We start from the raw sequence: 14,764 nt of genomic DNA, 5'->3' as shown, positions 1-14,764 counted from the left end.
ACGGTCGCGGTAGCGTGGAGCCATGCCCAACATCGCACTCGAGCTCGGCAAGCAGTCCGCCTCCTTCGGGGTCAAGAGCGCCTACGGCGAGCAGCAGGACGTGGACGGGATCCGCGTGATCCCGGTCGCGATCACGTGGTCGGGCTTCGGCGGCGGCTCCGACGAGGCAGGCAACGGCGGTGGCGGCGGGGGCGGCTACGCCATCCCGCTCGGCGCGTACGTCCGCCGTGGCGACGACTTGCGCTTCGAGCCGAACATCGTCTCGTTCGTCGCCGTCGCGATCCCGTTCGTGTGGGTTGCCGGCCGCGCGATTAGCCGTGTCATCCGCGTCCTCAAGAAGTAGCGCGCCCGACCCGTTCGCCGTGGTGCTGCGCGGAGCCCTCACGGCGGTGGTCGACGCGGTTCGCGGGCTTCAGGCGGCCAATCCCGTCGTGCTCGTGGACGGGCGGTCGGGCGCGGGGAAGACGACCCTCGTGCGCGGACTCGTCGCGGGCTGGCCGCTGCGCGGGCGTGTGCAGGTCGTCGCCCTCGACTCGCTCTACCCGGGGTGGGACGGCCTCGACGACGGAGTCGGCATCGCGCGCGACACCGTGCTGATGCCGCACGCGCGCGGAGAGATCGGGGTCTGGCGCCGGTGGGACTGGGATGCCGCGGAGCCGGCCGAAGCGCACGCCGTCGAGCCCGCCCTGCCCTTGATCGTGGAGGGCTCCGGCCTGCTCACGGCCGAGACAGCGGGGCTCGCCGACATCCGTGTCTGGTTGGACGCGCCGGCGGCCTCGCGCAAGCGCCGCGCGCTGGAGCGGGATGGCGAGACGTACCGGCCGCACTGGGACCGCTGGGCCGCGCAGGAGGAGCGCCATCTCGCGCGAGACGCGCCGGAGTCGCACGCGACGCACGTGTTCCGGCTGCCCTGACGGCTCACGGGTCGCCGGCCACCGCCCGAACGAGTCCGTCCAGGCGGTAGCCGATCCAGTCGTACACGCCGAACCGCGGGTCGTCGGGGTCGTGGTCGTCTTCGGAGCGGATGCCGAGCCGCGACGCGAGCACGAGGCGCAGCGCCGCGAGCGCGCGCATCCACGCCCGCGCGTCGGCCATCGACAGCGGGAGGTCCACGACGTCGTGGTCGTTGCCCGCGCCGACAGCGGTGGCGAGGGCGGCGACCACGCGGTGGGCGTCTTCGCGACGACGGTCGAGCAGGTCGGCCTCGGTCGCGTCGCGGAACTCGCGGGCCGCGGAGGCGTCTTCGGGGTACGCGTCGGGCACGAGGCGCGCGACGGCGGGGTCGTCCTGCGCGTCAGGTGTGGCCCGCAGCAGATCGGCGAACTGCGCGACGAGGTCGGCGAGGTGCCGCGCCTCGACGCGGGTGATCGTGAGGAGCACGACGTCGGCGGTCATCGCGGCGCCCGGCGCACGGTCGCCCACAGCCCGTAGTCGTGCATCGCCTGCGCGTGCAGCTCCATCTGCTCGCGCGGGCCCTCGGCGACGACGGCGTGGCCATTGTGGTGCACGGCGAGCATGCGCCGAGTCGCCTCGTCGCGGGAGAAGCCGAAGTACTCGCGGAACACGTGTGCGACATAGCTCATGAGGTTCACCGGGTCGTTCCACACGACGGTCTGCCACACCGGCGCCTGCGCAGGCGCGTCGTCACGGCGTGTCTTCTCGCGCACGTCGGAGCGGGCGACGCCGGCCATCAGGCCCAGCCCAGTTCGTGAAGTCGGTCGTCGTCGATGCCGTAGAAGTGCCCGATCTCGTGCACGAGCGTCGTGTGCACCTCGCGGCGCAGCGCCGCCTCGTTGGCGCACGCGTCCAGGTGCGGCTCGCGGTAGACGACGATGCGGTCGGGCAGCTCGCCCCGCCCGTACTTGCCGCGCTCGGTGAGCGCGAGGCCGTCGTAGAGGCCGAGCACGTCGAGGCTCCCGTCCTCGGGCCGGTCCTCGACCACGAAGACGACGTTGTCGAGCCCCTCGACCATGTCGTCGGGGAGGCGGTCGAGCTCCTCGACCACGAGCGCTTCGAACGCGGCGGCATCCATCTCCACCATTCTGCAACCCTCCGGCGGCGGCAGGCTCGACCACCGCGACATCGATGCCCTAGCGTGTGTGACAAGCACCTCGAACCCGCAATCGTCGCGCCGCACGGCGCACCACGAAGGAGACCGCCCGTGACTGACTCCCAGCCCGCGCACCTGCGCCGCACCCTGGGGCTTGTGCCCCTCGTCGTGTTCGGCCTGTCGTACATGGCGGTCGCCACCGTGTTCACGACGTACGGCATTGTCAACCAGCTCACCGAGGGCCACCTCGTGCTCTCGTACCTCGTGGCGGTGGTCGTGATGCTGTTCACCGCGAGCAGCTACGGCGCGATGGTGCGCAAGTTCCCGGTCGCGGGTTCGGCGTACACGTACACGCAGCAGTCGTTCGGGGGCGTGGTGGGCTTCCTCACTGGCTGGATCCTGATGCTCGACTACCTGTTCATCCCCATGATCAACTTCATGATCCTCGGCCTGTACATGGGCACCCAGTTCCCGTCCGTGCCGAACTGGATCTTCATGCTCGCGTGCCTGCTCGCGGTGCTGCTGTTCAACGTGTTGGGGATCAGCCTGGTCAACAAGGTCAACATCACGATCATCGCGATCACGGTCGGCGTCATCGCGGTGTTTGCGTTCCTCGCGATCAAGACCGCGGTCAACGACCCCAACGCCCCCGGACTGCTCGATCCGTTCATCCCCGGCGCCGAGGGCTTCAGCCCGGTGTTCGCGGGCGCGGCCGTCCTGGCGCTGTCGTTCCTCGGGTTCGATGCCGTCTCGACACTGTCGGAGGAGGCCAAGAACGCGCGCAAGGACATTCCGAGAGCCATCATCCTCACCACTCTCATCGGCGGCGCGGTGTTCATCGTGATCTCCTGGCTGGGCGCACGCGCCTACTATCTCGACGACTGGAGCACCGCGTCCGAGGACCTCATCAACGCCCCGGGCGTGGTGCTGGCGGGGCACGTCGGGGGAGAGGCCCTGGTGGTCGCGTTCCTGGTCATGGTCGTGATCGGATGCTTCGGCTCGGGCCTGGCGGGCCAGGTCGCGGTGTCGCGCATCATCTACGCGATGGGCCGCGACGGCATCCTGCCGAAGCCGTTCTCGTTCATCTGGGCGAAGTTCGGCACCCCGGTCGTCGCCGCGGTCACGGTCTCGATCTTCGCGCTGTCGAGCATGTTCCTCTCGCTCGACCAGGCGGCGTTCATGATCAGCTTCGGCGCGCTCGGCGCGTTCGCGATGGTCAACCTGTCGGTGATCAAGGTCTACCTGTTCCCGAAGGGCGAGCAACGCCCGCCGGGGGCCGGGCCGCTCATCCGCTACGGGCTGATCCCGCTGATCGGAGTCGGTCTCACGCTGTGGTTGTGGACCTCGCTCCAGCCGCTCACGTGGGTGGTCGGCGGCATCTGGCTGCTGATCGGCGTGATCATCCTGCTCATCAAGACCCACTTCTTCCGGCGCCCCGTGCCGGTGCTCGACTTCAGCGAGGGCCCGACGACGGAGGCGATCGACGCGCTCGGCGACGACGTCCCCTTCGAGGGCGGCACGCCCGCCGACGACCCGGTCCGGTAAGAGGCGAGCGGGATGCCTGTGCGCCTCTACACGGACGCGGTCGTGTTCACCGCCGACCGCGACCGGCCGGACGCGACCGCCTTCGCGGTGCGCGACGGGCAGTTCCTCGCGGTGGGCTCGGAAGACGAGGTGCGCGCCGAGCTCGAGCGCCTCGGCGTCGGCGATGCCGTCGAGACTGCGCTTTCCGGCCGATTCGTTCTGCCCGGGATCGTCGACTCGCACACCCATCTGGCGATGTTCGGCGAGGCGCTCGGCAAGGTGCAGCTGCGTGACTGCGCGTCGCTGCCCGAGATCCAGGAGCGGCTGCGCGAGGCGCGGGCGGCCGACCCTGACGCGAAGCGGCTCCTGGGCGTCAGCTGGCTGTTCGACGCCGTCGGCGACGAGCACCCCACCAGGGAGATGATCGATGCGGCGGTCTCCGACATCCCGGTCTACCTCGACGCGAACGACCTGCACTCGTGCTGGGTCAACTCGGCCGCCCTCGACGAGCTCGGCATCACCGCGGACACGCCCGACCCGATTGGGGGAGAGATCGCCCGCGACGCGGACGGCAACGCGACCGGGATGCTGTACGAGACCGCGAGCACGCAGTACGTGTGGGGGTTCCTCAACGCGAACACCACCGAGGATGAGGTCGTCGCGCATCTGGAGACGGCGTTCGCCGGCTACCTCGCCGACGGCGTGACCTCGGCCACCGACATGGCCCTCATGCCGGGCGCGGTGGCCGGAATTCGGGCGCTGTTGGCTCGCGACGGCCGCCTGCCCTTCCCGATCACCGGCCACGTGCTGGTCGAGCCCAGCGGCGACACCGCCACCGACCTCGCGGTCGTGGCCGACACGGTGCGACTGCGCGACGAGCTCGCGCGCACCGGCGAGGACGAGTGGTTCCGCGTGGCGGGCATGAAGTTCATCATGGACGGCGTGATCGACGCGTGCACTGCCGCCATGCGCGCGCCGTACGCGGACGGCAGCAACTGCGACCCGATCTGGGAGTACGAGCCGGCGTGCCCCGTCGCAGCCGCTGCCGACGCCGCCGGCCTGCAGATCGCGATGCACGCGATCGGCGACCGCTCGAGCGAGATCGCCCTGGATCTGGTGGAGCACTGCATCCGCGTGAACGGCGAACGCCCCCGCCACCACCGTGTCGAGCACCTCGAGTCGGTGACGGAGGAGACGATCGAGAGGATGGCGCGGCTCGGCGTGGTCGCGTCGATGCAGCCGGTGCACTGCGACCCGGCCGTGCTCGCGAACTGGAAGGCGGTGCTCGCCGACGAGCGCCAAGAGCGGGGCTTCCCGTGGCAGTGGCTGCGCAAGCACGGGGTGGAGTACACCCTCGGCAGCGACGCGCCGACGGCGCCGCACCACCCGCTGCCCAACCTCTACATCGCGCTGACCGGCAAGTCCGCGCTCAACCCGAGCCTGGAGCCCTACCACCCCGAGCGGGCGTTCACGCCGGAGGACGCGCTCGTCGCGTTCACCCACGGCGGCGCGTACGCCGGCGGCTTCGAGTCGACGCGGGGGCGCATCGCGCCGGGCCTGGAGGCGAGCTTCGCGGTGCTCGACACGAACCCGCTCACCGCCGACCCGCGGGACGTGCTGACGGCATCCGTGCTCGCGACGTACGTGCGTGGCGAGGCGGCGTACACCGCGGTGTGAGCGGCCGTCACGCCGCCTCGGGCGGCTGGCCGTCTGGATTGGCTGATCGAGCAACGGCTCTGGGAGGAGTTGGCCGTTCACGCCCCCGCATTGGTCGACGCCTACGCGGACTCCCGGGATCCGTCCGGCCGGGCGCTGGCGGCCCGCGCCGCGTGGGCTGCCGTCCACGCGCGCCGGCACCTGGCCGGCTCCGCCCTGGCCCTCGCGGAGGTGGCGCAGCGGGCCGAGTCGCTGATCGCCCGTTTCGCCGTGGACGACGATGCCGTCGTCGTCCGTTCGCTGTTGCGTCTGCGGGCGCTGCACGGCCGGGCGCTCGCCGACGTGGGGAGCACGAGGCAGGCGCACGCGCCTTTGCCGCTGCGGTCGAGATCGCAGCGCGCAGCCACGACGACGAGCTGCGGGAGATCGGCTTCGATCTGCGGCACGAACAGCTGCGGTCGCGCCACGAGCGAGGAGATCGGCGACCTGCCGGGCGCCCTGGCCGAACACTCTGAACGATCTCGGCCGCACCGCCGAAGCGATCGACGTATACCGTGCCGCCGCCGTCTACCTGGACGCGGAGGGAGCCGATGCTCGCACCGAGGCAGCCAAGTCGGTGGTCAACCATGCCATGATCCTGGCGCAGCGAGGGGACCACCGCGGCGGGTGAGGGCCGCCGATCGGCTGTTCGACGCTGCACGAACACTCCCGTTCGCACAGGTGATTGATAGCCGACGCAAATCATCCTCAATGCCGCTGCATTGCTTGCGCTCACACGTGGGCGCGAGGTCGCCGATCGGTGCTTTGAGCGCCGGCGGACTACCTGTAGCGTGGGGAAGCATTGGCCATGGCCGGGAGAGGGAATTCACAGAGAATGCGTAGTGAAGCGAGGGCGTCATCCGCCCACAGCACGTCGCGGGTCGGTCTTCGCAGGGTGCTGTCGGCCCTGCTCGCCGGTACCCTTCTCGCGACGTTCAGCAGCCTGTTGACGGCTCCGGCGGCGTCGGCGGCGGTCACGATCGAGTGTGGCGACGACGCCGATGAGAGCACGGTCTACGTGCTCAACCAGACTGGTCAGTTCGGCACGCTGGACGGCTCGACCGGCGTCGTGACGCTGCTGTCCGCGATCGCACGACCGAGCACGACCTACCCTCTGAACGCGCTCGGGATCAGTGCCGACGGCGCGTACGCGTATGCGGTGACCGGCAGCGCGACGGTGTCCGGGTCGCTGTCGCTGTCGGTCTTCGACGCCAGCACCGAGACGACCACCAGCTATGCGCTGCCGGACCCGACCAACACGGCCAGCCAGGCAACCATCCTCCGGGGCGCGATCAATCCGGCCAACGGCTACTACTACTACACCGTCAGCACCAGCTCGTATCAGGACCTCTACGCGTTCGACACGACGACGAACACGGCGATCGGCCTCGTGGGCCGCATCAGCAGCTCGACGAGCCCCGGCGACCTCGCCTTCGACGCCGAAGGCAACATGTACATCGTGCTCAGCTCGACCCTGGGGCTCGTCACCGACGTGCCCAACACAGCCTCGTCCGCGACCTTGACCATGACGACCCTGGCCACGCTGTCGGGCAACGCAGACGGCAACGGCATCGCCTTCGGCCGCGACGGCTATCTGTATGCCACGACGTCGAGCACGGTCTACCAGTACGACCCCACCACCGGTGCGCTGGTGACCTCGCACAGCATCACCAACGGATCGTTCACCAACAACGTCAACGACGCGGCGAGCTGCCAGAACCCCAACACCTTGACCGTGGAGAAGAACGTGGCGAGCCGGGCCGACTCCACCGACCAGTTCACGGTGTCGATCAGCAGCAGCGGGGCGCTCCGCGCCAGCGGCACCACGACGGGCACCGACACCGGGCTGCAGGAGGACACCGGCGAGTTCGCCGGGCCGGTCGTCGCGACAAGCGGCACGGAATTCACTATCGCAGAGACGGCTGCCAGCGGGGACCTGACTGATTACGTCTCCACGTACGAGTGCACGGACGAGGACGGCACGTCGTACGCAAGCGGCACCGGCACGAGCTTCGATCTCACCTATCCGACCAGCGCGTCCGGGGGCCTCGCCATCACGTGCGTGTTCACCAACACGGCGTCCGGGCTCACTCTGGCCAAGTCGGTCTCTCCGAGCACGGTGGATGCGGTGGGTGACGAGGTCACCTACACCTTCACGGTGACCAACTCGGGAGGCACGGCGATCAGCGACATCGCGATCGATGAGACGGCGTTCTCGGGCTCGGGCTCGTTGTCGGAGATCACGTGTGCGGCGACGTCGCTGGCGGCGGGCGCGTCGACGACGTGTGCGGCGACGTATGCAGTGACGCAGGCCGATCTGGATGCCGGAGAGGTGACCAATACAGCGGTGGCGACCGGCCTCGATCCCGACGACGTCGCCGTGACGTCGGACGAGGACGATGCGGTGGTGACCGCTGAGCAGTCGGCCGCGTTGACGCTGGAGAAGTCGGCGTCGCCGACGACGGTGTCCGCAGTCGGCGACACCGTGACGTACACGTTCGCGGTGACGAACTCCGGCAATGTGACGGTCGATGAGATTGCGATCGACGAGACCGACTTCTCGGGTTCGGGATCGTTGTCGGCGATCACGTGCGCAGCCACCACGCTGGCGCCGACCGCGTCGACGACGTGCACGGCGACCTACACGGTGACGCAGGCCGATCTGGATGCGGGTGAGATCACGAACACCGCCGTCGCGACCGGCGTCGATCCCAGCGATGGCGACGTGACATCGAACGAGGACGACGCGGTGGTCACAGCCCAGTCGGCGTCTTTGTCGCTGGACAAGTCGGTCTCCCCGAGCACCGTGGACGCGGTGGGTCAGACGGTGACCTACACGTTCGAGGTGACGAACACCGGGGACGTGACGGTGGACGAGATCGCGATCGACGAGACGGCGTTCTCGGGTTCGGGCTCGTTGTCGGCGATCACGTGTGCGGCGACGACGCTGGCGGCGGGCGCATCGACGACGTGCACCGCGACCTATGCGGTGACGCAGGCTGACGTCGACGCGGGTTCGATCACGAACACGGCGGTGGCCACGGGCGTCGACCCCAGCGATGGCGACGTGACGTCGAGCGAGGACGATGCAGTGGTTACGGCCACCCAGGCAGCCAGCCTGTCTCTGGCGAAGACGGCCAGTGTGAGCACTGTGACGTCGGTCGGCGCCGAGGTCACCTACACCTTCGAGGTGTCGAACACCGGCAACGTGACCATCGACGACCTGGTGATCGACGAGACCGACTTCTCGGGGTCGGGGGAGCTGTCGAGCATCGTCTGCGAGGACACGACCCTGGCCTCCGGCGACTCCACGACGTGCACCGCGACCTACACGGTGACGCAGGCTGACGTCGACGCGGGTTCGATCACGAACACGGCGGTGGCCACAGGCGTCGACCCCAGCGATGGCGACGTGACGTCGAACGAGGACGACGCGGTGGTGACGGCCGAGCAGACGGCATCGCTGTCGCTGGTCAAGTCGGCCGATGTGGCCGCGGTGACTGCGGCGGGCGATGAGGTCGTCTACACCTTCTCGGTGACCAACACCGGCAACGTGACGGTCGACAGCCTGGCGATTGACGAGACGTCGTTCTCCGGCTCGGGTTCGCTGTCGAGCATCGTCTGCGAGGACACGACCCTGGCCTCCGGCGACTCCACGACGTGCACCGCGACCTACACGGTGACGCAGGCCGACGTCGACGCGGGGTCGATCACGAACACGGCGGTCGCCGAGGGCACTGACCCGGACGACGAGGACGTCACTTCGAACGAGTCCGAGGCCGAGGTGATCGCCGATCAGGCGGCGGGCCTGGTGCTGGTCAAGTCGGCCGATGTGGCCGCGGTGACTGCGGCGGGAGATGAGGTCGTCTACACCTTCGCGGTGACCAACGCCGGCAACGTGACGGTCGACGACCTGGCGATCGACGAGACGTCGTTCTCCGGTTCGGGATCGCTGTCGAGCATCGTCTGCGACGCGACGTCTCTGGAGGTGGGCGATTCGACCACCTGCACGGCGACCTACACGGTGACCCAGGCCGACATCGACGCCGGTGAGATCACCAACGTCGCTGTCGCGACCGGCACCGATCCCAGCGACGACACGGTCACCTCGAACACCGACGACGCGGTGGTGACCGCCACCCAGTCGGCGTCGCTGTCGCTGGTCAAGTCGGCCGATGTGGCCGCGGTGACCGCGGCGGGCGATGAGGTCGTCTACACCTTCACGGTGACCAACACCGGGAACGTGACGGTCGACGACGTCGCGATCGACGAGACGTCGTTCTCGGGCACCGGCACGCTGTCGGAGGTCAGCTGCCCGGAGACGGCCCTGGCCGCGGGGGAGTCGACCACGTGCACGGCGACCTACACGGTGAGCCAGGCCGACGTCGACGCCGGTGAGATCACCAACACCGCGGTCGCCACGGGCACAGACCCCGGCGACGAAGGCGTCACCTCGAACGAGTCCGAAGCCGACGTGACGGCCGACCAGAGCGCGTCCCTGGAGCTCGTCAAGAGCTCCGACGTGTCGAAGGTCACCGCGGTGGGCGATGTGATCACCTACACCTTCGCGGTGACGAACAGCGGCAACGTGACGATCGCCGACATCGTGATCACCGAGACCGATTTCTCCGGAACGGGCTCGCTGTCGGAGATCGTGTGCGAGGCGACGACCTTGGCGCCGGCCGAGTCGACGACCTGCACGGCGACCTACACGGTCACCGCGGCCGATCTGGCATCCGGTGAGATCACCAACTCGGCCCTCGTCTCTGGAACGGACCCGGGGGGTGAGTCGGTCGCCTCTGTCGAATCCGAGGCCGACGTGACGGCCACAGCCTTGTCCGACTCCGGAAGCTCGGTCGACACCGGCGGATATCTGCTCAGCGGCTCACTCGGCTGGCTGCTGCCCGGCGTGGCGGGCCTCGGGCTGATCGCGCTGTGCATCACCCTGGTGCTTCGCAGGAGGAATGGCGACGTCGGCTGATCCTCCACCCCGGCGCCGGCCACGAGTGCGCGTCCTCGCGCTCGTGGCCGGTGCCATGGGTGTCGCCCTCGTGATCGTCGCGTTCGTGATGGCGACGACGGCGCCGTCCGACCTGGTCGACATGAACGGGAACTCCGTCGCGCTGGAGCCGGGCACGACCCCCTCACCCGAGGCGCTGTCGAAGATGGCCGTGCAGGAAGACACCGGTGAGCGATTCCGAGTGCCGTCGGCGGGACTGGACGTGCCGCTGGACTCGATGAACGCCGTCGACTCGGTGATCACCCCGCCGGGATTCACCGCCGCCTACCGGGTGCGCAACCTCGGCGTGTCGCTCGACCACGCCGCGGAGGGCACCGTCTACGTTGCGATGCACTCGCTGCGCGACGGCGCGGTCGGCCCGGGCAATTACCTCATCGACGTGGAAGCCGGCACCGCAGCCGTTGCGGTGGGCACCGAGATCATCGTGGCCGGCCTGGACTATCGGTTGACTGGTTCTCAGAAGATCGCCAAGGAGCGGCTTCCTGCCGCGGAAGCGGTGTGGGCCGACGTGCCGGGGCGGCTGGTCGTGATCACCTGCCTGCAGCGCCCGGGAGGCGGGCCGTCGCTGGAGAACGTGGTGCTCACCGCCGAACTGGCGACGCCGACGCCCACCGCCAGCCCCTCCGATCCGCAGGGCTGAGCGGCCGCATCCGAGGAAGCGCCGTCTCCCCGTACCGCCACCTGACGGACGAAGTGGGCAACGCTCCAACCCATGACTGCAATCGTCTAGAATGCTGTCAAAGATGGTGGAGGAGAAGCGATGGCAGTCCTGACCGTTCGGAACGTTCCCGACGAGGTGCATCGCGCCTTGCGGGTGCGCGCGGCCGAGCACGGCCGCAGCGCGGAAGCCGAGGTGCGCGAGATCCTGTCGGCCGCTCTGGTGCCGTCGGGCCGGCTCCGGCTCGGCGACGCCCTGGCCTCGCTCGGCCGCGACCTCGCGCTCACCGACGAGGACGTGGCCACGCTGGACGCCGTGCGCGACCGGACCCCGGCGGAGCCGCTGACGCTGCCGTGATCGTCCTCGATACCAACGTCGTCTCCGAGGCGATGCGGCCCGAGCCGAATCCCGGCGTGGTGGGCTGGCTCAACGCCCAGGCCGTCGACACCCTGTACCTGTCGAGCGTGACGTTCGCGGAGCTGCTGTTCGGCATCGGCGCTCTGCCCGCCGGGGCGAGGAAGGACCGGCTGGCGCGGGCGCTTGACCGGCTGCTGGCGCTGTTCCCCGGTCGGGTGCTGCCCTTCGATCAGGAGGCCGCCCGCCGGTACGCGGACATGGCCGTGACCGCCCGCGCCGCCGGCCGGCCCCTGCCGACCGCGGACGGCTACCTCGCCGCGACCGCCGCCGCCCACGGCTTCGCCGTCGCCACCCGCAACATCCAGCACTTCGGCGACACCGGCGTCGAGCTGATCGATCCCTGGCAGGACCGCTGACTCCGTGGAGAGCGTCAGCGCGTCGTCTCTCCCGCAGGGGTCTTGTCCGTGGCGGCTGGGGATTTGTCAGCTGCGCTCGCGCGAGCGGCGCACGCGATTCCACCACAGGGAGAGGCCGAGTCCGATCGTGACGAGTGTCGCGCCGGACGCTGTGAACCAGGCGGAGATCTCGACATCCTCCGTCGTCACGGAGATGGTCGCCGGCAGATCGCCGAGCACGTCGGTGAGCTGATCGGCATCCGTCGCGCGGAAGTACTCGGCGCCCGTCAGCTCGGCCACCGACTCGAGCGTCTCCTCGTCGATCTGCTGACCGCCGCCTCCGCCGCCTCCGCCGGGCGAATCCTGGCCGCTCGCCGAGTCCTGGTCGATCTGGTCCGCCGTGCACACCGAGCTCGCGGCCTCGGTCGTGCCGAAGCCGATCGTGTACACGCGCAGCCCGCGGGCCGCCGCCTGCTCGGCAGCCGTCACGGGATCGACGCCCTCGCTGTTCGAGCCGTCCGTGAGCACGACGATCGTCTCCGGCTGCAGCTCGACCTCCTCGTCGCCCGATCCCTCGGACGCGGTCGCGTCGATGCCCGTCGCCGCGACGTCCGGGTTGATCTCGGCGATCGCGTCGATCGAGGCGAGGATGGCTGCGCCGATCGCCGTCCCGCGAGACGTGGTGAGGCCGTCGATCGCCTCGGTGACCTCGTCGGTGTCGTCGGTCGGCGCGACGATGAGACCGGCGACGCTCGAGAAGGCGACGAGACCGACCTGCGTCCCGGCGGGGAGGGAGTCGACGAACGAGCTCGCGGCCTCCTGCGCCGCGACGAGCCTGTTCGGGTCGACGTCCGTCGAGCACATGGATCTGGAGACGTCGAGGGCGAGGATAATGGTCGACTCGCTCGACGCGACCTCGACCGTGGCCTGCGGCCGCGCGACACCGACGGCCGCGGTCGCGAGCCCGAGGAGCAGGAGAGCGGCGGGGATCCTTCTCCGCCAGCGCGGCCCCGCGCTGCTCGCCACGGCGATGGGCGCGAGGCTCGGCACGCGGACGGCATCCCGCTTCCTCCTCCGCCTGATCGCCCACGCGAGCAAGAAGAGAAGCGGGGCGACGAGGATGGCGGCGAGCATCAGCGGCCAGGTGAAAGACATCAGACGAGCCTCCCGTTGCGCGACACCATCAGCACGCTGCCGATCGCGACGAGGAGCAGGCCGAGGCAGCCGACGATGGCGGTGATCTCGATCTCCTCGTCGGCCACCGTGAGGCGCAGGTCGATGGTCGAGGCGACGCCGTCGACATCCGACGCGTCCGAGAGCGCGTGGTACTCGCCCGAGGCGGTCTCGGCGATCTGGGTGAGCGCCTCCTCATCGAGCGCCGTCGACACCTGGTAGCCGTCGACCTCGATCGTCGTGCCGTCGGTCGTGCCGACGCCGATCGTGTCGATGTGCACCCCGGCCGTCGCGGCGACCGCGGCGGCCGAGACGGCGTCCGGGTCCGCGGTCTCCTCGCCGTCGGAGAAGACGACGATCGTCGCCGAGCCCCAGTAGCCGATGTCGGTCGTGCCCTCCGCGTCGTCCGAAGGGAGGGTCACCTCCTCGCCCGTGATCGTCGAGAGGGACGTCAGGATCGCCTGGCCGATGGACGTCGCGCCGCTCGTCTCGAGCCGGTCGACCGCCGCGAGGGCGTCCGAGCGGTCCGCGGTCGGCTCGAGCGTCGTCAGGGCGCCCTTAGCGAAGGCGACGACGCCGACGTCCACCGTGTCCGGCTGTGCCTCGATGAACGCGGCCGCCGCCTCCTTCGCCGCCTCGAGGCGACTCGGCGACACATCGGTCGCCTGCATGCTCGCGGAGACGTCGAACGCGAGGATGACGGTGCCCGCGGCCCGCGCCGTCGGCACGACGGCCTGCGGCCTCGCGGCGGAGACGAGGAGCACGCCGATCCCCGCGACGATGAGCATCGCGGGCAGCACGCGGAATGCCCGGCGGAGCGGGCCGCCCGCCCGGGGGATGCCCGCCCGCTCCGTTGCCGCCCGCCTTCGTCTCTCGAACAGCCAGACCGCTGCCCCGAGGGCGACGACGGCGATTGCCGCGGCGACGAGCACGGAGGGGATGAGGAACGTCATGCCGACCTCCGCGCGGTCCGCCTGGCGACGCCGACGAGCGCGAGCGCGAGGTCGTCGTCGGCGGAGACGGTGAGGTCGGCGACGCCCGCTCGCCGCAGGGCATCCCCGAGTGCACGCTCGCTCGCCTCGTCGAGTTCGGCGAGCCGGCGCCTGAACGCGGGATCGCTCGCGTCGACGAGAAGCTGCTCGCCCGTCTCCGCATCCTCGACAATCGTCGTCCCCCATTCGGGGAGGAGCTTTGATGCAGATGCTGTCAGCCGCACGGCCGACACGTCGTTGCGATGCGCGAGCCGGGCGAGCTGCCGTTCCCATCCGGGCCGTCCGATGAAGTCGGACACGACGATGACGAGGCTCCGGCGACCGATGGTGCTCGCCGCGAGGCCGAGCATCCGCGCGATGTCGGTCTGCCGGCCCTGCTCGGTCGCCCCCACCAGCCGGCGAAAAAGACCCCGGCGCTCGTTCCGCCTGTCCGGCCCGTTCTCGCGCCCTGCCCCGATCTCCCGCGCGAGCCGCAGCACCGGGGAGCGTCCGGTCGACGGGGGGATGACGACCTGGCGGTCGTCGTCGTAGAGGATGGCTCCGACCCGGTCGCCCGAGAGCGTGAAGAGCCGCGCGAGGCTGAGCGCGACATCGGTGAGAAGGTTCGGCGCCTCCCGTGCTCCCACCCGCATCGAAGCGGAGCGGTCGATCACGAACCAGGCCGTCAGCTCCCTCTCCTCGAGGAAGCGTCTCACGTGCGGCTCGCCCGTTCGCGCGGTTGTGTTCCAGTCGATGTGCCGCACGTCGTCATCCGCCGAGTACGGGCTGATGCCCGCGAGGTCGAGCCCGGCTCCTCGGAAGACCGTGCGGTGCGCGCCCTGGAGGAGCCCGTCCAGGCGACGGACGACGGTCCACTCGAGGCGGTGGAGCAACTGCTCTGGGGCTGTGGTCATGCGGTGG

The 14,764-nt window shown here is 70.0% G+C and carries 14 protein-coding genes; 8 read left to right on the top strand and 6 right to left on the bottom strand.

All coding sequences use genetic code 11. The features are described 5' to 3' along the window. Nucleotides 1–22: 22 nt before the first annotated feature. The gene (locus QM611_RS05875; protein ID WP_415078971.1) at nt 23–343 is read left to right on the top strand and encodes a hypothetical protein; all 321 of its coding nucleotides are present in this window, start codon (nt 23–25) and stop codon (nt 341–343) included. Continuing rightward, nucleotides 318–914 carry a hypothetical protein gene (locus QM611_RS05870; protein WP_415078970.1) on the top strand — a complete coding sequence of 199 codons (597 nt, stop codon included), beginning with the start codon at nt 318–320 and terminating at the stop codon, nt 912–914. The genes QM611_RS05875 and QM611_RS05870 overlap by 26 nt, the downstream gene beginning before the upstream one ends. 4 nt (nt 915–918) lie before the next feature. Here the strand turns inward: QM611_RS05870 and QM611_RS05865 are convergent, their stop codons facing one another. The 3 genes from QM611_RS05865 to QM611_RS05855 are packed head-to-tail and all read right to left on the bottom strand — an operon-like array spanning nt 919 to nt 2,041. Then, nucleotides 919–1,422, bottom strand: coding sequence for a DUF2017 family protein (locus QM611_RS05865; protein ID WP_415078969.1), 504 nt, complete (start codon nt 1,420–1,422; stop codon nt 919–921). Further along, the gene (clpS, locus tag QM611_RS05860) at nt 1,392–1,691 is read right to left on the bottom strand and encodes an ATP-dependent Clp protease adapter ClpS (protein ID WP_415078968.1); all 300 of its coding nucleotides are present in this window, start codon (nt 1,689–1,691) and stop codon (nt 1,392–1,394) included. Before clpS ends, QM611_RS05865 begins: the two co-directional genes overlap by 31 nt. Continuing rightward, nucleotides 1,691–2,041, bottom strand: coding sequence for a metallopeptidase family protein (locus QM611_RS05855; protein WP_415078967.1), 351 nt, complete (start codon nt 2,039–2,041; stop codon nt 1,691–1,693). The genes clpS and QM611_RS05855 overlap by 1 nt, the downstream gene beginning before the upstream one ends. A 120-nt stretch (nt 2,042–2,161) precedes the next feature. Between QM611_RS05855 and QM611_RS05850 the strand changes: the two genes are divergently transcribed. The 6 genes from QM611_RS05850 to QM611_RS05825 all read left to right on the top strand — a co-directional run bounded on the left by QM611_RS05850 (nt 2,162) and on the right by QM611_RS05825 (nt 11,720). Next, a complete protein-coding gene (locus QM611_RS05850; protein ID WP_415078966.1) occupies nt 2,162–3,595 on the top strand; it encodes an APC family permease in 1,434 nt (477 codons plus the stop codon). Nucleotides 3,596–3,607: 12 nt separating this feature from the next. Continuing rightward, complete coding sequence (locus QM611_RS05845; protein WP_415078965.1) at nt 3,608–5,251, top strand: amidohydrolase; 1,644 nt, start codon at nt 3,608–3,610, stop codon at nt 5,249–5,251. 964 nt (nt 5,252–6,215) lie between these two features. Further along, nucleotides 6,216–10,250, top strand: a complete 4,035-nt coding sequence (locus QM611_RS05840; RefSeq protein WP_415078964.1) for a beta strand repeat-containing protein — start codon at nt 6,216–6,218, stop codon at nt 10,248–10,250. 55 nt (nt 10,251–10,305) lie between these two features. Beyond that, on the top strand, nt 10,306–10,929 hold the full coding sequence (locus QM611_RS05835; protein ID WP_415078963.1) for a class F sortase: 624 nt from the start codon (nt 10,306–10,308) through the stop codon (nt 10,927–10,929). A gap of 120 nt (nt 10,930–11,049) precedes the next feature. Then, nucleotides 11,050–11,304 carry a FitA-like ribbon-helix-helix domain-containing protein gene (locus QM611_RS05830; protein ID WP_415078962.1) on the top strand — a complete coding sequence of 85 codons (255 nt, stop codon included), beginning with the start codon at nt 11,050–11,052 and terminating at the stop codon, nt 11,302–11,304. Further along, nucleotides 11,301–11,720, top strand: a complete 420-nt coding sequence (locus QM611_RS05825; RefSeq protein ID WP_415078961.1) for a type II toxin-antitoxin system VapC family toxin — start codon at nt 11,301–11,303, stop codon at nt 11,718–11,720. Before QM611_RS05830 ends, QM611_RS05825 begins: the two co-directional genes overlap by 4 nt. 66 nt (nt 11,721–11,786) lie before the next feature. On the opposite strand, the gene QM611_RS05820 is transcribed toward QM611_RS05825, so the two are convergent. The 3 genes from QM611_RS05820 to QM611_RS05810 are packed head-to-tail and all read right to left on the bottom strand — an operon-like array spanning nt 11,787 to nt 14,757. Then, nucleotides 11,787–12,854, bottom strand: coding sequence for a VWA domain-containing protein (locus tag QM611_RS05820; protein ID WP_415078960.1), 1,068 nt, complete (start codon nt 12,852–12,854; stop codon nt 11,787–11,789). Continuing rightward, complete coding sequence (locus QM611_RS05815; protein WP_415078959.1) at nt 12,854–13,825, bottom strand: VWA domain-containing protein; 972 nt, start codon at nt 13,823–13,825, stop codon at nt 12,854–12,856. The genes QM611_RS05820 and QM611_RS05815 overlap by 1 nt, the downstream gene beginning before the upstream one ends. Beyond that, a complete protein-coding gene (locus QM611_RS05810) occupies nt 13,822–14,757 on the bottom strand; it encodes a DUF58 domain-containing protein (protein WP_415078958.1) in 936 nt (311 codons plus the stop codon). Before QM611_RS05810 ends, QM611_RS05815 begins: the two co-directional genes overlap by 4 nt. Nucleotides 14,758–14,764 lie beyond the last annotated feature (7 nt).

Origin of the sequence: Microbacterium sp., from assembly GCF_047606685.1 — a bacterium.
Lineage (GTDB): Bacteria > Actinomycetota > Actinomycetes > Actinomycetales > Microbacteriaceae > Microbacterium.
The sequence above is the reverse complement of the archived record's forward strand: the minus strand, read 5'-3'. Positions and strand labels throughout refer to the sequence as shown.